This window comes from Leifsonia sp. ZF2019 (assembly GCF_019924635.1).
In the GTDB taxonomy this organism is placed as follows: Bacteria; Actinomycetota; Actinomycetes; order Actinomycetales; family Microbacteriaceae; genus Leifsonia.
Genome location: NZ_CP065037.1, coordinates 196,503 through 215,522, shown reverse-complemented (window position 1 = coordinate 215,522; position 19,020 = coordinate 196,503). Strand labels below are relative to the sequence as shown.

Here is a 19,020-nt window from a genome sequence, read left to right as displayed (position 1 = left end):
GCTCCCACCGCACCTGCACCGAGGGGAGGCCGCGCTCACTCGAACATCTCCGCGACCGCCCGATCGACTTCCCGGTAGGTGACCGCCGCCTCCGCGGCCAGGTCTGCCGCCCCGGCCAGTGCCTCCACCTGCGCGCCGTGGTCGCCCTCCCACCGCGCGTGCACCTCGACGAAACGATCCCGCGCGCCGCCCGACCATTTCTCCCCCACCATCCGAGCCGCCTTCGCGAGCTCCTCCCGCCCCTCGACCAGCCGATCCCGCCGACGCCGAAGCTCCGCGGCCAGTTCGTCGAGCTCCTCCGGATCCACGCGGAACTCGGTCATGATGAGCTCGATTCCTGGTCGAGGTCGATCGGGACGCAGCGACTCCCGGCGCTGAAATCCGCGTACCCGTCGCCGACCGTGAAGACCGCGCCGAAACCGTCTTGGGTTGTCCCGGTGAGGTACGCAGGATACGAGACGACTTCGCGGGGAGGACTCATGCGATCGTCGGACACTACATGCACCGGGTACCCGAGCTTCGTCCAGAGCTCAGCGACCTTCTCGGCGAGCCTCTGCGGTGTCTCATCGAGCTGACCGAATCTTTGCGTGAATCGCGACCAGCTTTCGTTCTCGCCCGCCATGCTCGTCCGCCCGCACCCTCGCCATTCCTCCGACGACGGGGGATTCCATCCGTCGCCGACGATTGCGAGCGTCTGAGTGTAGAGAGAGTCGACTTCCGCTTTCGCCCTATGGTGATCCAACTCGTGGTTCCTTTCCTCCACCGCGGCCGTTGAGCAGCCCGAAATCACAGCCGACACAGCGAGCGCGATCAGCGACGCACCGAGAAGCGCCGTGCGCGGGCCCCTCATCGACCCCACTGCCTGATCCGCTCTTCCGTCCGCCACCCGTATCGATCGTCCGGGGTACCGCCTGCAGGGAGCTCTCCACCGCGTTCCACCGTGACCAAGGACGCGAGCTCCTCCCGCCCCTCGACCGGCCGATCCCGCCGACGCCGAAGCTCCGCGGCCAAACTCGTCGAGGTCCTCCGGATCCACGCGGAACTCGGTCATGACGAGAAATCATCCCTGTCGGCGTCGATGGGGACGCAGCGACCGTATCCGCGGAAGTCGGCGTATCCCTCACCCACACTGAAGACCGCGCCGAAGCCGTCGTCAGTGGTTCCGGTGAGATACGCCGGATACGAGACGACCTTGCGCGGCGGCGTAATGGTCGAATCGGAGACGACGGCTACGTCGTAGCCCAGACCTCGCCAGGCTTCTGCGACCTTAGAGGCGAGCACGTCCGGAGTCGCGTCGAGGTCGCCAAACCTTTGGCTCATCTGCGCCCACGCTTCCTCCTCGCCGACGGCTCGGCAATCGCGCCAAGCCGCCTCCGGTGCGTTCCACCCCTCACCCACGACCTCGATCACCTCGTTGTAGAGAGATTCGACTTCGCCTTTGGCTTCGTCATGGTCCATAGGACTCGTGATCCTTTCCTCGAATTCGACCTGGTCGCACGCAGTCAGTGCCAGCGCCACCGTGACGATCCCTACTGTCGCGAACACTACGGAACCGCGTCTCCCGGTCATCGTCCGATCTCCTGGGCCCGATTCTGGACACGCCAACGGGATCGATCGTCGGGAGTGCCCTCGTACAGCAACTCGTCACCGCGCCCCATGGTCGCCTTCGCTGTCGCATAGTGAGCCGACGAGAGACCATCCAGATAGCTCGGCACTTCCTCCGGCCCGAACGGGCCATGCTTCCCTACTCCGGCGAACTGCTTGCCGTCGATGGTGGCTTGCTCAGACGCGAAGACATGCGCGCCGTAGTCGGGGTTCGTCGGGTCGGCGCGCGCTGAGATCACCTGTCCGAGCGGAGCCCATTCGTCGGCGTTCGCCTGCGTTGCGAACACTCCACCGAGCGGAACATGGAGCCCCGCTGCCGCAGGCGCCCCGCCGGAGACACCAGCCGAGCCGAGGAGGACGACGTTTCCGGCACTCACCCCTGGACGAGCAAGCGCGATAGCGGCCACGTTGGTGCCGTAGGAATGTGCGACCACAGACAGACCCGAAGGGTGCTCGCCCCACTCCTGGATTCCCTGAAGCCCTTGCAGCGTGTTGCCCAAGCGGTCCGCTCCCGCCTGAGCGAGTTCGTTGCGGGCGACGCCAACCACGTCGAGCGGGCCAGGCGGCTCGTAGTCGAGCCAGGCGATCACAGCGATTTTGGACAGGTCGACCCCCGAAACGAACGACTGCTGGTCTCGCAGCGTCGCCGACGCGATCCCGTACCGCCCCACATCCCCCGCCGTCGTGCCCATACCCGGGACGATCAGGCTGATGTGCTCGGCGTCGTCGATGAGGCCGGTGCTGAGGGCGACCTTGGTGCGGTCGCCGGGCTGATAGGCGTAGAGCTGGTGCGGCGGGGTTCCGTCGGGGCCGCTGCCGAACGCGCGACGGATGGCGTTGAGTTCGGCGAGGAGCTTCTCCTCGCGTTCGACGATGGCGCGTGCCGCCGCGCGTGTCCCGGGGTCGGAGCTCTCCAGGAGCCTCCGGGCGTCCTCGCGTCGCTTCTCGGCGTCGGCGATGTCGTTCGTCAGCATGCGAGCGTTGACCTCGGAGCGAGTGCGGGCGTCGACGCCGTCGAGGTTGCCGATGACGCGCGGGAGGTTCTGGGCGAGGCGAGACCGTGTGGCGTCGTCGAGGCCCCGCCACCAGGCGGCGACGGAGGCCGGCCCGAGATCGAGAAGGCGGGCCAGGAGGCCGGGGTGCGCCGCCGCGTACGACTGGAGTTCGGCGGGACTCATTCGGCGCAGGTCGCGGAGGAGCTTCTTCTCTCCGGCGTGCGCCATCACCTCGGCGAGGCCGGCGGGCACCGGAGCGGTGCCGAACACGGAGCCGGTCACGGCGCGGTCGGCGATGGCGCCGAGCACCCGGGCCGTGGCCGCGTCGCTCTCCGCGATCGCCGCGCGCGCGTCGTCGAGGAGGGCCTCGGCGTTGTCGCGGATGGCGACCCCCGGATCGACGAAGACGGACACGACGGGCAGCGCGAACGGAGTGCTCGCTGCGCGAGCCTGCTCCTGGTCGTATTCACGGCGAGCGGCCGCGGTCGCCGCTTCACCGCGCGACCACTCCTCGATCGCCCGGGACGCGGACCGGAGCGCCGCCTCCACCTCCTCCGCGTGCGATCGCAGGACGAATGCGGCGTCGTGATAGGCCGCCCCGGCCGCCTCCACCCGGGCGAGATGTCGCTCGCGGGCCGACTCGAAGGCGTCGGCCCCCGCCCCCGTCCAGGAGTCGACCACCGCCGTACGGTGGGAGGCCGCGGCGACCTCGATCGAACGGGCGTGCGCCGCCCAGAGCTCCGCCTGCTCTCGCTCCCCCGACGGATCGCCCGCGATCAGAGCGCCCGGATCCGTGACCTCCCCCAGGCTGCCCATCAGTTCCCTCCGACGTGGCCGCGGCTCGCGAGCGCCGCGTCGGCCTCGCCATACAGAGCGACCGTGCGGCGCACCCGTGCGACGAACTCCATCTCGTCGCCGGCGATCGCCGCGTCAGCCCCTCTCCAGGCTGTCGACACCCGCGTGGCCGCGGCGCGCACGGGACCGTCTCCGAAAACGGGCGCGGCCGGGGGCGGCTCCGGGAACCCCGCGAAACGCCCTTCGCACGCACCGATCGACTCAGTCTCCACCCCCACGGTTACCATGCATCGACCGTAATCGACATGCAATACAAACATCAATGCTTGTATTTCATGCATCTCGTGAGACGTCACAAATCCATCGCGAAGCTCGGAGTCGGCGGCATCGACCCAGCGCTCGCATCGGATCGTGCCACACAAGAAACGTGCTGGAAAACAGGCCGTGACGCACCGAATCGTTACCCGGTCGAGCAGTGACGCTCGCTCGACTGCGTCATGGCCCCGCGTTTACACAATTCCGAGAAGAGCCCCCCTCACCCTCCGCGCATGATTCCCGCGTAACACTGACGAACACGCAACGATCCACCGTATGCTTGCGCCCGTGGACAACCTCGATCGCAGCATCCTCGACCTCCTCCGTCAGAACGCTCGCGCGGGGTACGGCGACATCGGCTCGGTCGTGGGCCTCTCCGCCTCCGCCGTGAAGCGCCGCGTGGACCGCCTGGTCGCCGACGGCGTGATTCGCGGGTTCACCATCCAGGTCGACCCTGCGATCGACGGCATGAGCACCGAGGCCTACGTCGAGCTGTTCTGCCGCGGGACCGTGTCGCCGGAGGAACTCCTGCGCATCCTCTCCGCGGTGCCCGAGGTCGTCGACGCCGGCACCGTCACGGGCAGCGCGGACGCGATCGTCCACATCCGCTCCCGCGACATCCCGAGCCTGGAGGCGGCGCTCGAGAAGGTGCGGCTCGCGCCCAACGTCGATCACACCCGCAGCGCGATCGTCCTGTCGCGGCTGATCAACCGCGGCAACTCCTGACCGATCGCGTCGCGAAACTTCAAGACGCGACGCCCGGCCCGGCCCAGACTGCAGGCATGAGCGAAACAGCACGAGCCGACATTCATATCGCCGCCGACCGGGATGCCCTCTGGAATGCCCTGACGGACGCGGACACCATCGCGCGGTACATGTACGGCACCCGCGTGACCACGGATTGGCGCGAAGGGTCACCGATCGTCTACCAGGGCGAATGGGAGGGAACAGCGTACGAGGACAAGGGAACGATCCTCGAGATCATCCCCGGCGAGCGCCTCGTGACCAGCTACTACAGCCCGCTGAGCGGCAAACCCGACGAGCCGCAGAGCTATCAGACGGTCTCCTACCAGCTCGCGGACGACGGGGACGGCACCGTCGTGACCATCACCCAGGACGGCTGCGCCGACCGGGGGGAAGCCGAGCGCATGAGCGCGAACTGGGCCGCGACACTGGAATCCCTGCGTGCGGTCGTCGAAGAAGTCTGAACGTCCTCTGCGAGAATCCTCATCCCCCGCGATCCCCTCGGCCCCCGGAACCGAGCGCCACCACGGCGAACAGTGGCACGATGGGCGCATGAAGCTGCTCGTTGTGGAAGACGACCCGGACATGGGAGGCCTCGTCCAGCGCGGTCTCGCCGCCGAAGGATACGACGTCACCCTCGTGACCAACGGCGTGGACGCCCTGATCGCGTTGCGCAGCGACGCCTATTCGGCGGCGGCCATCGACGTGATGCTGCCGGGGATGAGCGGGTTCGAGCTGTGCCGCCACATCCGTGAGGCGGCGAACCCGATGCCCATCCTCCTGCTCACCGCGCGAGACGCGATCGAGGACCGCGTGCACGGCCTCGACTCCGGTGCGGATGACTACCTCACGAAGCCGTTCGCCTTCGCGGAGCTCGCCGCGCGCGTGCGCGCACTCCTCCGTCGCGAGCCGACCGGGATGCGGCCGCAGGTGACGGTCGGCCGCCTCACCGTCGACTCGCACGAGCACCAGGCGCTGGTCGACGGCCACGAGATGCCGCTCAGCCGTCGCGAGTTCACGCTGCTGCGCCTGTTCGCCACCAACCCGGACAAGACGCTCTCCCGCGCGGACATCCTCGAGTCGGTGTGGGGCACCACCGAGAACATCGGCACCAACGTGATCGACCAGTACGTCTCATACCTGCGCAAGAAGCTCGATCTGGCGGAGGCCGGTCTCTCCATCGTCACCGAACGCGGACGGGGATACCGGCTCGATGCCAAGAACGCGCTCGACGCGAAGGGTTCCGCAGACGCACGGGATTCCGCGGAGGTCGCGGCGGACGAGAAGCTGACGGAGAAGTCGACGTCGTGAGGTGGCTGCGGCGGCTGTCGATCACGGCGCGTATCACCATCGGCAGCCTCCTCGTCGCCTCGCTCTTCGGCCTGGCGGCGGTCGTCGTCATCCGCATCGGGGTCGCGTCCATCCTCCACAATGCCACCGTCACCCTCCTCAACAACGACATCGCGGCTCCCGCCGAGTCGGTGCAGAACAGCCCGCGCGGCCCGTTCGACCTCCCCGGAGGCGGACAGGAACTCGCCGTCGTGGACGCGAACGGCGAGCTCCTCGCCTCCACGCTTCCTGCGGCGATGGAGCCGAAGATCGACAAGCTGATCTCGATCGGCGACACCCCGACGATGTTCCAGCTCGGCGACGATCAGTATCTCGTCCTGACCGAGAAGGTCGACACCACGAACGGCGTCGTGCACATCGTCGCCGCCCGCAACGACGAGACGACCGCCCTCATCCTCGACCGTCTGACGGCCGCGCTGCTGATCGGCGCCGGCGTGCTCATCCTGGGCTTCGGCGGCGCGTCGTGGCTGCTGGCGCGTGCAGCACTGAGCCCGGTGAGCCGGATGCGCGAGCAGGCCGAGCTGATCGCCGGCGAGGAGCGCTCCAATCAGGAGCCGTCGATCGGACTGCTGACCGTCGGCCCGGCGCAGGACGAGCTGTCCGAGCTCGCCACGACCCTCAACGACCTCATCCGGCGCCTCCGGGCCTCCGCGGATCGCGAACGGCAGATGGTCTCGGACGCCAGCCACGAGCTGCGGACACCGCTCGCCGTGCTGCGCGGACAGCTGGAGCTCGCCGAGCTCGATGCCGGCGACCCGGAGGCACTGCTTGTCGACATCCGCTCGTCGCACGCGACGGCACTGCGCCTCGGGCAGCTCGCGAACAACCTGCTCGAGCTCTCCCGCATCGAGGCCGGCCCGACGAGCGGCCGCATCGACTGGCGCACGCTCGTGGACGAGCTCACCGACGCCATCGACCGCGCGCGGCTCCTCGCCAGCGGCGATGACGACGCCGGAAGCATTTCGGTCGACTTCGAGTACGACCCCCGGCGCCGCCCCGCCACGGATGCCCGGATCGCCCTGAGCCCGACGGATGTCGGCCGTATCCTGGACAACCTGCTCGGCAATGCGATCACCGCGATCCGCTCCGTTCCCGACCACGGCGAGGCGACCGTGACGGCCGAGATCGCGCTCGAGGCGGAACGGGTCGTGCTCACGGTGCGGGACACCGGACCGGGCATGCCCGAGGATTTCATCCCCGTCGCACTGGATCGCTTCACCCGTGCCGACGGCGCGCGCACGTCGACGTCGGGCGGCAGCGGCGGCCTCGGGTTGGCGATCGTCGCCGCACTGGCGGGCTCAGCCGGCGGGGAGGTGGTGCTCGCCAACGGTGAGCCCGCGGGGTTGATCGTCACGGTGTCGCTGCCGCTGGTGCGTTCGAACGACCAGTGACCGTCGCGGTCGGCGACCGTCGGCGTCAGTGACCGCTGCGATCCGAGTCCACGCCCGCGCCCGGGCCTTCGTCGAGGGAGTCCAGCGCCCGGAGGTCATCGGTGTCGAGCTCGAATGCGAACGCGGCCAGGTTGTCGGCCATCCGCTGCGGGTTCGCCGACTTCGGGATGACCACGAGCCCGTTCTGGATGTGCCAGCGGAGCACGATCTGGGCCGGCGTACGGCCGTGCTTCTGCGCCAGCTGCGCCAGGACGGGCGCCGAGAGGAGGTCGCCCTGGCCGCCGCCCAGCGGACTCCATGACTCCGTCAGGATGCCGCGCTCTGCGTCGTAGGCCCGCTGCTCACGGCGCGTGATCGCCGGGCTGAGCTGGATCTGGTTGACCGCGGGGACGATCCCGGTCGCGTCGATGAGCCGGTCGAGGTGGGCGGGCTTGAAGTTGGAGACGCCGATGGCGCGCGCCTTGCCCGCCTCCCGGAGGCGGACGAAGGTCTCCCAGGTGGAGACGAACTCGTCGCGGGCCGGGAGCGGCCAGTGGATGAGGAGCAGATCGACGTAGTCGAGGCCGAGCCGCTCGAGGCTGGCCTCCAGCCCGGCGACGGCGCGATCCTGGCCCTGGTACTCGCCGTCGAGCTTCGTCGTCACGAACCACTCGTCGCGCGCGACACCGCTGGCGGTCAGTCCGCGGCCGACTCCGACCTCGTTGCCGTACTTCACCGCCGTGTCGACGTGCCGGTAGCCGAGGCCGGCGGCCGCGACCACGGCTTTCTCGACCGCCGCATCGTCCAGCGGCCACGTGCCGAGCCCGAGCTGCGGGATGCTCCCGCCCGAGTTCAACGGAAGGGCGGGGACGGTGGACGGAACGGGTCCGGGAGTCGTCATGCGCTCAGCCTACGCTCGCCGCTCGGATCACCTCGTCCGAGAAGCGGGTGGGATTGCCGAACCGATGGTGGGTGATCGAGATCGCCTGCTCACGCAGGAAGGGGAGCACCTCCACGCGCCCGGACGGCGTGACCGCGCCGGAGTACACGGCGACGTCGGGGCTCCCGTCGAGTGCCTCGGCGAGCGCCACCGGATCGCCGCCGATCAATCGGATGCGGTGCGCCGTCGCCCGGCCGGCACGCACCCGTGCGAGCCACGTCGCGTCATCCTCCACCACGACCTCGACCTCGCGCTCGCGCAGCAGCTGGTGGGTGGCACGAGGCAGCTTGTGCGCGGTGCTGACCGAGAGCGGGGAGCGGGCGATCGTGCCGGCGGCGATGATGCGGAGCAGTTCGGCGAGGGTCCCTCCCTCGGAGAGCCGGATCGTCACCGGGACCGGCCGGTAGCGGAAGAGGTTCCGTTCGACGCCCAGCGCGGAGACGTCTTTGACCTGGCGGTATTCGGTGGCGACCGCGATCGCATCGCTGAGCGCCGACCGCCGGACGAGGTCGAAAGCGGTGTAGTCCATCGATGACTGTCCCGACTCGATGAGGTCGGAGACGCGGTCCTCGAGGCCGCGCAGGTGCAGGCTCGCGCTCGATCGTCCGGACTCCGGCACCCAGGTCCCGAGCCCGAGCAGGTAGTTCGGGCCTCCCGCTTTCGTGCCGGCACCGACGGAAGAGCGCTTCCACCCGCCGAACGGCTGTCGCCGCACGATCGCCCCCGTGATCCCCCGGTTGACGTAGAGATTGCCGGCCTCGACCGTGTCGAGCCACTCCGCGAGCTCGTCGGTGTCGAGCGAGTGGAGCCCCGCCGTCAGGCCGTACTCGACCGCGTTCTGGTAGAGCACGGCATCCTCGAGGGAGCGCGCCGTCATGATCCCGAGCACTGGTCCGAAGAACTCGGTGAGGTGGAAGTAGGAGCCCGGCTCGACCCCCGTGCGAATTCCGGGCGACCACAGACGTCCGGTGTCGTCGAGCCGCTTCGGCTCCACGAGCCACTCTTCGCCGGCGCCGAGCGTCGTGAGGGCGTGCAGCAGCTTGCCGGAGGCGGGCTCGATGAGCGGCCCCATCTGACTCGTCGGATCGGAGGGGTACCCGACACGCAGGCTCTGCGTGGCGTCGATCAGCTGGCGGCGGAACCGTTCGGAGCGCGCGACCGATCCGACGAGGATCACCAGGCTCGCCGCAGAGCACTTCTGCCCGGCGTGCCCGAACGCGCTCTTGACGATGTCGGAGACGGCGAGGTCGTAGTCGGCGCTGGGTGTCACGATGATCGCGTTCTTGCCGCTCGTCTCGGCGAGAAGGGGGAGGTCGGGGCGCCATGACCGGAACAGCTTGGCGGTCTCGTACGACCCTGTCAGGATCACCCGCTCGACGCGCGGGTCGGCGATGAGCGCCCGGCCGAGCTCGTTCTCGGGAACGTCGGCGAGGGTGAGGAGTTCGCGCGGGATGCCCGCCTCCCACAGCGCCTCGACGAGCACGGCCGCGCACCGCTTCGCCTGCGGCGCGGGCTTGATGATCACCCCGCTCCCGGCGGCGAGCGCCGACAGCACCGAACCCGCCGGGATGGCGACGGGGAAGTTCCACGGAGGAGTGACGACGGTGAGTGCCGACGGCACGAAGCGAGCCCCCTGCACGGCGTCGAGGTCGCGCGCGAGCGCCGCGTAGTAGTGGGCGAAGTCGACCGCTTCGCTGACTTCCGGGTCGGCTTCGGCGATCGTCTTGCCCGTCTCGGAGGCCATGACCTCGATGAGCCGGTCGCGGTTCGCCTCGAGCGCGTGACCCGCGCGGTCGAGCACGGCCGCTCGTTCGAAGCCGGTGCGCGCTCCCCAGGCCGCTCCCGCGGTCGTGGCCTGCCGCAGGATCGTCTCCAGCCGAGTGGCGTCGGGAACCGCCGCCGCCTCGATGGTCGCCGCGCCGAGGTCGGAGGTGCCGGAACGTGCGAGGATCCGCCGGCCCCAGGCGCGGTTCGCCGCGATCGACGGGTCCGTGTCCGGTGCGTTTCGGAAGTTCGCGGCCGCCGTCCAGGGCGTCGCGGCCGGAGAGGAGAGTGCCCCATCGTGACGCTCGTGCTCCTGCCCGTCCACGTCGCCGAGGGTGGGCGGTTCCATCCCGCCGTCCGGCTCGGATCCGAGTGCTGTTCCCCGCTCCGAGCCGTCGAGCATCCCGTCGCCCGCCGATCCGCGGGACAATCCCAGCACGACGCTGGTCAGCCCCTCGTCCGCCGGTGCCACCGGAACGGCGGGCGACCGGGTGAAGGAGGGCGCGGTCGCCTCCTCCCATTCGTGCGTGCGGTCCTGCTGGCGATGCGGGACCGGCGCCGCCCCGCGAGGAAGCGGGTCGGACTCCAACGCTGCGACCGAGGCGAGGAAGCGTTCCTTCTCGCGGTCGAACAGAGCCGGATCCGCATCGAGCTCGAACACCGCGGACATGAAGTTCTCCGGGCTCGCGTTCTCCTCGAGCCGGCGGATGAGGTAGGAGATCGCCACGTCGAACTCCGCGGGGTCGACCACGGGCGTATAGAGGAGCAGGCCTCCCACCGTGCGCTTCACCGCATCCGCCTGCGCCGTCGCCATCCCGAGCAGCATCTCGAAGTCGACGCGCGCGGTGACGTCGCGCTTCGATGCGAGCAGCCAGGCGTATGCCACATCGAACAGGTTGTGGCCCGCGACGCCGATCTTCACCGCGTCGGTGTGCTCGGGGGTGAGCGCCCAGTCGAGCACGCGCTTGTAGTTGGTGTCGGTCTCGAGCTTGCTGCCGTACGTCGCGAGGGGCCAGCCGTGGATCGCGGCGTCCACGTGCTCCATCGCGAGATTCGCCCCCTTGACGACGCGCACCTTCACGGGCGCCCCGCCCTGCGCGCGGCGCCCGGCCGCCCACTCGGTGAGCGACTGCAGGGCGTCGAGGGCGTCGGGCAGGTAGGCCTGCAGCACGATTCCGGCTTCGAGCCCCCGGAACCGCGGCTTGCCGAGGATGCCGGTGAAGACCGCGATGGTCAGGTCGAGGTCGCGATACTCCTCCATGTCGAGGTTGATGAACTTCGGGGTGGGGGACGACGCGGCCAGCTCATACAGGGGCGTGAGGCGTTCGACGACCCGTTGCACGGTCTCATCGAACGACCACATCGAGAGCTGCGAGGCGATCGAGGACACCTTGATCGACACATAGTCGACGTCGTCACGGGCGAGCAGCGCGCGGGTGCCCTCCAGTCGTCGCGCCGCCTCCGTCTCGCCGAGCACCGCCTCGCTGAGCAGATTGAGGTTGAGCCGAGCGCCGTGCCCGTGCGGGTCGGACGCGGAGCGCAGGTGCGCGATCGCCGGGCCGAGCTTCTGCGGCGTCGCATCGATCACGAGGTGGCCCACCATCCTCCGCAGCACCCGGCGGGCGATGGGAACGACGACCCAGGGCAGCACCGGTCCGAACACGCCGCCGAGCCAGATGGCCGCGCGCATGTACCAGGGGAGGAAACGAGGGATGCGTCGGGCGAGCCGCTGCAGGTTGTACCCGGCGACGAAGAGATCCTGCGGGCGCGCGACGCCGTCGACGAATCCGACGGTGAAGTCCAACCCGTCGGGGTCGCGCAGCACACCCGCCAGTCGCTCCGCCGCGGGGTCCTGAGCGGGGGCGCCGTCGCCCGTCCGCGAGCTCTCGGCCAGCCAGACGCGCACCAGCTCGACAGCCTCGTGAGCCAGCTGAGCGGGGCGCACCGCGGTGCCGTCCGTGTCATCCACCATGACCACGACTGTAATCATCCCGACCCTGCTGCACGCCGAGGGCGCTCGAACATGTGGAGAAGTCGCAGCGTCCCGGACCCCTGTGGAGGGCCCTCTGTCCGTGCGATGCGTCGCCTAGGCTCTGTTGCATGACGGACAGCGCACCCTCCTCCCCCGCCGCGACGCACGACGTCGTGATCGTCGGCGGCGGTCACAACGGCCTCACCGCTGCGGCGTACCTGGCGAAAGCAGGCAAGAGCGTCATCCTCCTCGAGCGTCTCGACGATGTCGGCGGCGCCGCGGTGAGCGCGCAGGCGTTCCCGGGCGTCGAGGCGCGCCTCTCCCGCTACTCGTACCTCGTGAGCCTCCTGCCGCAGCGCATCATCGACGACCTCGGGCTCGACATCCGTCTGGCGCGTCGGCGCTACTCGTCGTACACGCCCGTCCCCGGAGACGCGAGCGGCGCCGGCCTGCTCATCGACAACACGGACCAGGAGGCGACGGCGGCGTCCTTCGCGCGCATCGGGGCCGCGGAGGACGCGGAGGCGTTCGACGCCTTCTACGCGTCGACCGGTGAGCTCGCCCGCGCGCTCTGGCCGACGGTGACCGAGCCGCTGCTCACGCGCTCCGAAGCGCGCACCCTCGTCGGCGACGACGAGCTCTGGGATGCCCTGATCGAGAACCCGATCGGCGGGTTCATCGAGTCACGACTGCAGAACGACCTCGTGCGCGGTGTCGCGGCGACGGATGCGCTGATCGGGACCTTCGCCAGCGTCTGGGACCCGTCCCTGGATCAGAACCGCTGCTTCCTCTATCACGTCATCGGCCAAGGCACCGGCGAGTGGGACGTCCCCATCGGCGGCATGGGCGCGGTCACCGGGGAGCTCGCCCGTGTCGCCCGCGAGGCCGGCGCCCGCGTCGTCACCGGTGCGGAGGTAACGGCCATCCGCCCCGACGGCTCGGTCGAGTACATCCGCAACGGCCACGAGCGCCGCGTCGAGGGCGGCCATGTGCTCGTGAACGTCGCCCCGGAGGTCCTGGATCGTCTGCTCGCCTCCGACGCCACCGACACCGCCGGACGCCCGCCCGCGGAGGGCGCGCAGGTCAAGGTCAACCTCCTGCTCCGCCGCCTCCCGCGCCTGCGCGACGAGTCGCTCGATCCGCGGGCGGCGTTCGGCGGCACCTTCCACATCAACGAGACCTACACGCAACTGGAGGCCGCCCACGCCGGGATGCTGCGCGGCGTGATGCCCGAACTGCTGCCGTGCGAGATCTACTGCCACACCCTCGCCGACCCGAGCATCCTCGACCCGGAGCTGGCGGAGTCCGGAGCGCAGACCATCACCGTCTTCGGCCTGCACACCCCCGACCGGTGGCTGACGGACGAGAACAACGACGCCACCCGGCAGCGCCTGCAGGACGCCGTGCTCGCCTCCCTCGACTCGGTGCTGGCCGAGCCGATCGAGAGCCTCCTGCTGACCGACGGCGACGGCAACCCCTGCATCGAGACCAAGACCACCCGTGACCTCGAGCGGGCGCTCAACATGCCCGGCGGCAACATCTTCCACGGGCCGTTGTCGTGGCCGTTCGCCGAGGACGACGACGCGCTCGACACGCCGGCACGGCGCTGGGGCGTCGCCACGCCGCACCCGCGCATCCTGATGTGCGGGTCGGGCGCGCAGCGCGGCGGCGCCGTGAGCGGACTCGGCGGGCACAACGCGGCGATGGCCGTGCTGGAGGGCTGAGAGGACTCGCATCCACCGTCCACGCGCCGTCCAGGGCGCCCCCTGCCACAACCGACGCGTCGTGACTATCGTGAAGTCCAGGAGGGGCGGACTCATTAGGAGGTCATCATGACGCCGCAGCCGACGGGAAGACTGGTCAGGAAGGACGACGGCGTCTACGTGGTCCTCGACCGCATCGTCCACGCGCCGATCGAGGAGGTGTGGGCCTACTTCAGCAGGTCCGCCTACCTCAGCCGCTGGATCGGCGAGTTCACCGGGACTCCGTCGACGGGTGCCGTGAAGTTCCGCATGAACGCGGAGGGCGACGGCGCCGAGTGGGAGAACGTCGCGATCATGCTGTGCGACGCCCCGCGCCGCCTCCACGTCGACGTCGGATCGGCGCCGGGATCCCGTCGGATGTTCGTGCACCTGACGGAGTCCAGCGGTCACACCACCATCACCTTCGGTGACCTGCTCCACACGGTCGCCGAGGGGGCGGACTACGGAGTCGGCTGGGACTATTACCTCGACCGGATGATCGCAGCTCACGACGGCAAGCCGCTGCCCGTCTGGGAGGACTACTACCCCGACTTCCTCGACCACTACGCGACGCTGTGCCGAGAGCTCGACCGCGACATCAAGGCCGAGCACGCCGCGGCGCTGCGCGACGGCACGAACGGCTGACCGCGACCCCTCTCCTCAGTGCCAGCGGTGGTCCTGCACGGCCAGCCGCGGCCCGCGCCGCTCGAAGCGGAAGCCGCTCGCCAGGATGAGCCGCACCACGCGCTGACGATGCCCGGCCCAGGGTTCGAGCAGTTCGAGCATCCCGTCGTCGTCGACCCTCCGGCCGATCAGGGCCTCGCCGACGTAGTGGGCGAGGTGATAGTCGCCGACGCTCACCAGATCGGGGTGGGCGTGCGAGCGCTGCAGCGTCTCGGCGGTCGTCCACTGGCCGACGCCCGGGATGGTGCGCAGCGCGATCGATGCGGCGTCCAGCGAGCCGGCCTGCGCGACAGCGCGCTCGAGCGACGGCGCAACGGCGAGGACTGCCTGGGCAGCTCGTGCACGTCGCGGGTCGACACCGGCGCGATGCCAGTCCCAGGAAGGGATACCGCGCCATTGCTCGATGGTGGGCACTACACGCAGCTCGGTCGGACCAGGACCTGGCGCCGGCTCGCCGTACCAGCGCAGAAGCCGCGCCCACGAGCGATACGCTTCGAGGCTCGTGACGCGCTGCTCCACGATCGCGGGGAGGAGCGCCTCCAGCAGCAGGCCGGTGCGTGAGAGTCGGAGGCCGGGGTTGCGATGCAGACTGCCGCGCAGCAGCGGGTGGCTGCTCACGTCCAGACCGGACCAGTCGTCTCCGTGGCCGAGGAGGCCGGGCAGCGCTTCGATCGCCCACGCCGCGCCCGGCCCCCACGCGGCGGCCGGGATCGAGCCGTCGGATGCCGGACGGTGGATGCGCAGCGTCGCCGCTCCGAGCGGAGTGCGCCAGGTGCGCCACATCCCGCCGAGGTCCCACTGCGTCGTCGGATCGAAGGGACCGCGTCCGAGGAGCCCGAGGATGCCCGGCAGGTCCAGGGGACGGTCGGGACGGTAGACGGTCTCTGCATCGGGGAGCGCGTGCGACCCGGGGGCGGCGGGGAGCACGGCTGTCATGCCGGAATCGTACGTCAGCCGTCTGACAGCGGATGCGCAGCGATCACCCCCTTCCCGCGTGTCTGCGGCATCCCCTACATTCGGCGCCATGGGAATCGATCTCGACGCGGCGCGCGTCGCTCGGCTGCGTGAGTCCGTCCGTGGCGCCGTCTTCCTCCGCGGCGACGAGGGACTCGCCGCCGAAGCCGCCTGCTTCGACCCGACCATCCGGCACGACCCTGACATCCTGGTGGCCGCACGCGACGAAGCCGACGTCGCCGCGGCCGTGCGCTTCGCCCGGGAGAACGACCTGCCGCTCCGCATCCAGGCGACGGGCCAAGGCGCCGAGAACCCGGTCTCCGGCGGCCTGCTCCTCATCACCCGTGACCTCGACGCGCTCGAGATCGACAAGGATGCCCGACGCGCGCGCATCGGGGCGGGGGTGCGCTGGGCGCCCATCATCGAAGCGGCGGCGGCGTACGGGCTGGCTCCCGTGACGGGGTCGTCCACGAGCGTCGGCGCGGTCGGCTACACCCTCGGCGGTGGCCTGGGCCCGCTGGCGCGCAGCCACGGCTTCACCGCGGACTGGGTCCGCAGCTTCCGCGTGGTGACGGCCGACGGCGAGCTCGTCGTCGCCGACGACGTGACGAACTCCGATCTCTTCTGGGCGCTCCGCGGAGGCAAGGGCGGCCTCGGCGTCGTGACCGAGATGGTGCTGGAGCTCGTCCCGCTCACCACCCTCTACGGCGGCAGCGTCTTCTTCGACGAGGATGCCGCCGACGAGGCCTTCCGCGTCTGGGCCGACTGGTCGGCCTCGCTCGTCGACCAGGCGACCACCTCCGCCGTGTTCTTGCGCATCCCCGACGTCGACGGGCCTCCGCCACCCCTGCGCGGGCGCTCCCTGTTCAGCGTGCGCTTCGCGTTCCCCGGCGATGCGGCGGAGGGAGAGCGGCTGTTCGCGCCGATGCGGGGCGCCGCACCTGTCTACCTCGACTTCGTCGGCGAGATGCCCACGACGGCTGTGGCCACCATCCACAACGATCCCGAGCAGGGCGGCCCGAGCTGGATCCGCGGCCATATGCTCGATTCATTCGACCGCGCGCTGGCCGATGACCTCCTGCCGCTGATCGGCACGACCGCGGCCACCCCGTTCCTCGCGGTCGAGGTGCGTCAACTCGGCGGGGCCACCCACCGCGACACGGCGGACGGCACCGCTGTCGGCGGCCGCGCCAGCACCCACGCCCTCAGTTCGATCGCGGCCGACCCCGCGACCTTCGGGGATGCCGCGCCCGCGCATGCCGCAGCGATCGCCGAGGTGCTGGGCGACCGGATCTCCGCCGTCACGAACATCAACTGGGTGGCGGATCCGAGCGACCCCGCTGCGTTCCGGTGCCTGTGGCCGGAGGAGATCTTCGATCGGCTGTCGACGGCGCGGGCGGCGTGGGATCCGGAGCGCGTGTTCGCGTTCGGACCGGCCTGATCACTCGTTCCAGATGCTCGGCGCGGCGGCCCGCGTCGAGGGGAGCGCAGCGTCGGCTCCCCACTCGATCAGCCACTGGGGCACCGTGACGTCCGTCGGCGACGGGCCGACGGCCTCCAGCAGCTCCTCGATCGTGACGATTCCCCCGCCGCGCTTCAGAAACCGGCCCCGGATGAACGCCTGCGTGTAGATCTCGCCGTCAACCGTGAACCGCTGCTCCACGTACACGGCCTTCTCGTCGAAGCCGAGGATGCGCGACTCCACGACGAAGGGCTGCCACAGCTCGAGCGATTTGCGGAACGAGATCGTCTCCGACGCCACCACCGGGTACCAGCCACGCTGTTTGAAGATCGCCCAGATGCCGCTGCGCGACAGCAGGTCGAACCGCCCGATGTCCGCGATCGACAGGTACACCCCGTTGTTCATGTGCTTGAGGATGTCGAGGTCGGTCGGCAGCACCCGGAACTTCGTTCGCGCCACATCCCAGTGGTCGAGTCGTGGCCCGAAGCGCGCGAGCCAGAAATGGAGCATCGTCCGGAAGATCATGTGCACCGGGCCAGAGTAGTCAGCAGCCAACGATCCCGCGGAATCATTGTGCGCGATCTCCAAGGTGAGGTGGCCCTGACCGCGGCCGTTCTGTTCAAGACCTCTGGGGAGGTGCCGACCTACGCTGGCGTCATGACACTCGCACTCGGCTTCATCGGCATTGTGACCTCCGACATGGCGGCCTCGCTCGCCTTCTACCGTGCCCTCGGCGTGAGCATCCCGGAGGGCCTCGACGACGCCCCGCATGTCGACGCGGCAATCGAGGACGGCACGACCCTCTCCTGGGACACGCTGGAGACCATCCGTTCCTTCGATGCCGGCTTCGTGCCCGCCACCGGCGGCCACCGGATCGCGCTCGCGTTCGACAAGGGGACGCCGGACGCGGTGGACGCCGCCGTGGAGGAGCTGCGCGCAGCCGGATACCCGCCGCACGTCGAGCCGTGGGACGCGCACTGGGGCCAGCGCTACGCGACCGTGCTCGACCCGGACGGCAATTCGATCGACCTCTTCGCGGCCGCGGCGAACTGACCGGGTGTGATTCCGACCAGCCGATCGAACTCCCGCGTGAGGTGCGGCTGGTCGGCGTAGCCGGCGCGAAACGCCGCGTCTGCGAGAGATGCGCCCCGCGTGAGCAGGGCCTGGGCACGGCGAGCCCGCTCGAGGCGCACGAGGGTCGCATAGCCGTAGCCGAAGGTCGCCGACATCCCGCGCCGCAACCGGCGCTCTGACCAGCCGAGTTCGGTGATCAGGGCGGAGACCGGCTGAGCCAGCCGAGCCGAACGACGGACGGCCGCCACCCAGTCGGGTACGTCGACGGTCAGTGCATCCGTCCCGATGAATGAGGACCGGGCGGAGCGGCGCAGCTGGTCGGCGATCCGCGCGGCAGCCCGTCGGCCCAGCACGTCGGCTGCAAGGACATCGTCGTCGCGGAGCTCGGCGAGGGCGATGCCCAGGAGGGCGTTCGCGGCGCCGGGCGCGAAGCGGATCCCGATGGTCGGCGTGTCCCCGTCCGCGCGCGTCTGCAGCCACCGCGTGGACGGCCCGGCGACCCGGACGACGTCGTCGTGCAGGATCACGTCGAGGCACCCGTCGGCGGGGATGACGGTCGACGCCCCGCTCGCGGACCGCCACAGTATCCGGTCTCCGTCGACCTCCCGTTCGCTGTACACGCACCGATCCTGTCACGGCCCAGACTCTGCGGGTTCGCCCGGTCGCCGCTCCGGGGCGGATCCTGCCGCCGCGCACAACATCGCTGCGTGACCGGCACAGGCGAGTCTCGTCTCCCTCCCTATCGTCGAGGCATGACCTCCGTCCTGCTACGCTCGAGAGGCCGCGGTGTGACGGGATCGTCTGCCGTCGCCATCCTCTCGCTTGCGGCGACCGCGGCGATGATCACGGGATACCCGCTGCTGTCTCCGCTCGCGTGGGCCGCCGTGCTCATCGCAGCGGCGATCGGCTGCGCGGTCTCCTCCCGCCCGGTCCGCGATACCGCCCGCAGTACCCGCGCCGGTGTCGCACACCTCGCCGTCGAGCCGTTCGCCATGGCGTTGATGGTGATACTGGATCTCTTCCACACGCATGCCGCGCCGGTGACGGAGGCCGCCGGTTCCGGTCACCACTCGCACCTCGGTTGGCTCACCGCAGTGCTCGGCGTCGCCGTCGCCGCTTCGGCGGTGGTCTGCCCCGTGCTCGCGGTGCGTCACGCCCGTACGGTCGGCCTCGCGCGAGGCACCCTTCCCGTGCTCGCGGCGGCGGCCATGTCGGTCATGGCCGCCGCGATGCTCCTCCCGAGCTGAACGTCGT

19 protein-coding genes are annotated in these 19,020 nt (G+C 70.1%); 9 read left to right on the top strand and 10 right to left on the bottom strand.

What is annotated here, in order from left to right; genetic code table 11:
* Positions 1-35: 35 nt before the first annotated feature.
* From IT072_RS01100 to IT072_RS01080, 5 genes are read right to left on the bottom strand one after another with little or no spacing between them, the layout of a single operon-like run.
* Positions 36-323: a WXG100 family type VII secretion target gene (locus tag IT072_RS01100; RefSeq protein ID WP_223358961.1), complete on the bottom strand. Its 288-nt coding sequence runs from the start codon at positions 321-323 to the stop codon at positions 36-38.
* Positions 320-1,051 (bottom strand): hypothetical protein, encoded by a 732-nt coding sequence (locus IT072_RS01095; RefSeq protein WP_223358960.1) that lies wholly within the window; start codon positions 1,049-1,051, stop codon positions 320-322. The genes IT072_RS01100 and IT072_RS01095 overlap by 4 nt, the downstream gene beginning before the upstream one ends.
* Entirely contained in the window at positions 1,048-1,569 is a 522-nt protein-coding gene (locus IT072_RS01090) for a hypothetical protein (RefSeq protein ID WP_223358959.1), read from the bottom strand. The genes IT072_RS01095 and IT072_RS01090 overlap by 4 nt, the downstream gene beginning before the upstream one ends.
* The gene (locus tag IT072_RS01085; RefSeq protein ID WP_223358958.1) at positions 1,566-3,416 is read right to left on the bottom strand and encodes an alpha/beta hydrolase; all 1,851 of its coding nucleotides are present in this window, start codon (positions 3,414-3,416) and stop codon (positions 1,566-1,568) included. The genes IT072_RS01090 and IT072_RS01085 overlap by 4 nt, the downstream gene beginning before the upstream one ends.
* Positions 3,416-3,682, bottom strand: coding sequence for a hypothetical protein (locus IT072_RS01080; protein ID WP_223358957.1), 267 nt, complete (start codon positions 3,680-3,682; stop codon positions 3,416-3,418). The genes IT072_RS01085 and IT072_RS01080 overlap by 1 nt, the downstream gene beginning before the upstream one ends.
* A gap of 316 nt (positions 3,683-3,998) precedes the next feature.
* Here IT072_RS01080 and IT072_RS01075 point away from each other — a divergent pair, with 316 nt between their 5' ends.
* The 4 genes from IT072_RS01075 (at position 3,999) to IT072_RS01060 (ending at position 7,195) form a co-directional block, all read left to right on the top strand.
* A complete protein-coding gene (locus IT072_RS01075) occupies positions 3,999-4,436 on the top strand; it encodes an Lrp/AsnC family transcriptional regulator (protein ID WP_021763688.1) in 438 nt (145 codons plus the stop codon).
* Between the two features lie 56 nt (positions 4,437-4,492).
* A complete protein-coding gene (locus IT072_RS01070; protein WP_223358956.1) occupies positions 4,493-4,918 on the top strand; it encodes an SRPBCC family protein in 426 nt (141 codons plus the stop codon).
* An 88-nt stretch (positions 4,919-5,006) separates the two neighbouring features.
* A complete protein-coding gene (locus tag IT072_RS01065; protein WP_223358955.1) occupies positions 5,007-5,765 on the top strand; it encodes a response regulator transcription factor in 759 nt (252 codons plus the stop codon).
* On the top strand, positions 5,762-7,195 hold the full coding sequence (locus tag IT072_RS01060) for a sensor histidine kinase (protein WP_223358954.1): 1,434 nt from the start codon (positions 5,762-5,764) through the stop codon (positions 7,193-7,195). Before IT072_RS01065 ends, IT072_RS01060 begins: the two co-directional genes overlap by 4 nt.
* 25 nt (positions 7,196-7,220) lie before the next feature.
* On the opposite strand, the gene IT072_RS01055 is transcribed toward IT072_RS01060, so the two are convergent.
* The gene (locus tag IT072_RS01055; RefSeq protein ID WP_223358953.1) at positions 7,221-8,075 is read right to left on the bottom strand and encodes an aldo/keto reductase; all 855 of its coding nucleotides are present in this window, start codon (positions 8,073-8,075) and stop codon (positions 7,221-7,223) included.
* A 4-nt stretch (positions 8,076-8,079) separates the two neighbouring features.
* Complete coding sequence (locus tag IT072_RS01050; RefSeq protein WP_223358952.1) at positions 8,080-11,850, bottom strand: proline dehydrogenase family protein; 3,771 nt, start codon at positions 11,848-11,850, stop codon at positions 8,080-8,082.
* Positions 11,851-11,978: 128 nt separating this feature from the next.
* Between IT072_RS01050 and IT072_RS01045 the strand changes: the two genes are divergently transcribed.
* Together IT072_RS01045 and IT072_RS01040 are read left to right on the top strand one after the other, a co-directional pair.
* Positions 11,979-13,574: a phytoene desaturase family protein gene (locus IT072_RS01045; protein ID WP_223358951.1), complete on the top strand. Its 1,596-nt coding sequence runs from the start codon at positions 11,979-11,981 to the stop codon at positions 13,572-13,574.
* Positions 13,575-13,682: 108 nt separating this feature from the next.
* Positions 13,683-14,237, top strand: a complete 555-nt coding sequence (locus IT072_RS01040) for an SRPBCC domain-containing protein (protein WP_223358950.1) — start codon at positions 13,683-13,685, stop codon at positions 14,235-14,237.
* A 15-nt stretch (positions 14,238-14,252) separates the two neighbouring features.
* Here IT072_RS01040 and IT072_RS01035 read toward each other — a convergent pair whose 3' ends face one another.
* Positions 14,253-15,212, bottom strand: a complete 960-nt coding sequence (locus tag IT072_RS01035; RefSeq protein WP_223358949.1) for a DNA-3-methyladenine glycosylase family protein — start codon at positions 15,210-15,212, stop codon at positions 14,253-14,255.
* An 88-nt stretch (positions 15,213-15,300) separates the two neighbouring features.
* Here IT072_RS01035 and IT072_RS01030 point away from each other — a divergent pair, with 88 nt between their 5' ends.
* Complete coding sequence (locus tag IT072_RS01030) at positions 15,301-16,671, top strand: FAD-binding oxidoreductase (RefSeq protein ID WP_223358948.1); 1,371 nt, start codon at positions 15,301-15,303, stop codon at positions 16,669-16,671.
* Here the strand turns inward: IT072_RS01030 and IT072_RS01025 are convergent, their stop codons facing one another.
* Positions 16,672-17,217: an acyl-CoA thioesterase gene (locus IT072_RS01025; RefSeq protein WP_223360879.1), complete on the bottom strand. Its 546-nt coding sequence runs from the start codon at positions 17,215-17,217 to the stop codon at positions 16,672-16,674. It abuts the gene before it with no gap.
* Between the two features lie 132 nt (positions 17,218-17,349).
* Between IT072_RS01025 and IT072_RS01020 the strand changes: the two genes are divergently transcribed.
* Positions 17,350-17,745 carry a VOC family protein gene (locus IT072_RS01020; RefSeq protein WP_223358947.1) on the top strand — a complete coding sequence of 132 codons (396 nt, stop codon included), beginning with the start codon at positions 17,350-17,352 and terminating at the stop codon, positions 17,743-17,745.
* Here the strand turns inward: IT072_RS01020 and IT072_RS01015 are convergent.
* Positions 17,682-18,386: a helix-turn-helix transcriptional regulator gene (locus tag IT072_RS01015; RefSeq protein ID WP_223358946.1), complete on the bottom strand. Its 705-nt coding sequence runs from the start codon at positions 18,384-18,386 to the stop codon at positions 17,682-17,684. The two genes, IT072_RS01020 and IT072_RS01015, sit on opposite strands and share 64 nt — an antisense overlap.
* A 132-nt stretch (positions 18,387-18,518) precedes the next feature.
* Here IT072_RS01015 and IT072_RS01010 point away from each other — a divergent pair, with 132 nt between their 5' ends.
* Positions 18,519-19,013, top strand: a complete 495-nt coding sequence (locus IT072_RS01010; protein WP_223358945.1) for a hypothetical protein — start codon at positions 18,519-18,521, stop codon at positions 19,011-19,013.
* Positions 19,014-19,020: the final 7 nt, after the last annotated feature.

Coding starts and splice junctions, on each gene's coding strand:
- IT072_RS01010 (WP_223358945.1), top strand. CDS start 18,519: ATGACCTCCGTCCTGCTACGCTCGAGAGGCCGCGGTGTGACGGGATCG.
- IT072_RS01050 (WP_223358952.1), bottom strand. CDS start 11,850: ATGGTGGATGACACGGACGGCACCGCGGTGCGCCCCGCTCAGCTGGCT.
- IT072_RS01080 (WP_223358957.1), bottom strand. CDS start 3,682: ATGGTAACCGTGGGGGTGGAGACTGAGTCGATCGGTGCGTGCGAAGGG.
- IT072_RS01025 (WP_223360879.1), bottom strand. CDS start 17,217: ATGATCTTCCGGACGATGCTCCATTTCTGGCTCGCGCGCTTCGGGCCA.
- IT072_RS01095 (WP_223358960.1), bottom strand. CDS start 1,051: ATGACCGAGTTCCGCGTGGATCCGGAGGACCTCGACGAGTTTGGCCGC.
- IT072_RS01035 (WP_223358949.1), bottom strand. CDS start 15,212: ATGACAGCCGTGCTCCCCGCCGCCCCCGGGTCGCACGCGCTCCCCGAT.
- IT072_RS01055 (WP_223358953.1), bottom strand. CDS start 8,075: ATGACGACTCCCGGACCCGTTCCGTCCACCGTCCCCGCCCTTCCGTTG.
- IT072_RS01030 (WP_223358948.1), top strand. CDS start 15,301: ATGGGAATCGATCTCGACGCGGCGCGCGTCGCTCGGCTGCGTGAGTCC.
- IT072_RS01070 (WP_223358956.1), top strand. CDS start 4,493: ATGAGCGAAACAGCACGAGCCGACATTCATATCGCCGCCGACCGGGAT.
- IT072_RS01045 (WP_223358951.1), top strand. CDS start 11,979: ATGACGGACAGCGCACCCTCCTCCCCCGCCGCGACGCACGACGTCGTG.
- IT072_RS01100 (WP_223358961.1), bottom strand. CDS start 323: ATGACCGAGTTCCGCGTGGATCCGGAGGAGCTCGACGAACTGGCCGCG.
- IT072_RS01085 (WP_223358958.1), bottom strand. CDS start 3,416: ATGGGCAGCCTGGGGGAGGTCACGGATCCGGGCGCTCTGATCGCGGGC.
- IT072_RS01090 (WP_223358959.1), bottom strand. CDS start 1,569: ATGACCGGGAGACGCGGTTCCGTAGTGTTCGCGACAGTAGGGATCGTC.
- IT072_RS01020 (WP_223358947.1), top strand. CDS start 17,350: ATGACACTCGCACTCGGCTTCATCGGCATTGTGACCTCCGACATGGCG.
- IT072_RS01040 (WP_223358950.1), top strand. CDS start 13,683: ATGACGCCGCAGCCGACGGGAAGACTGGTCAGGAAGGACGACGGCGTC.
- IT072_RS01065 (WP_223358955.1), top strand. CDS start 5,007: ATGAAGCTGCTCGTTGTGGAAGACGACCCGGACATGGGAGGCCTCGTC.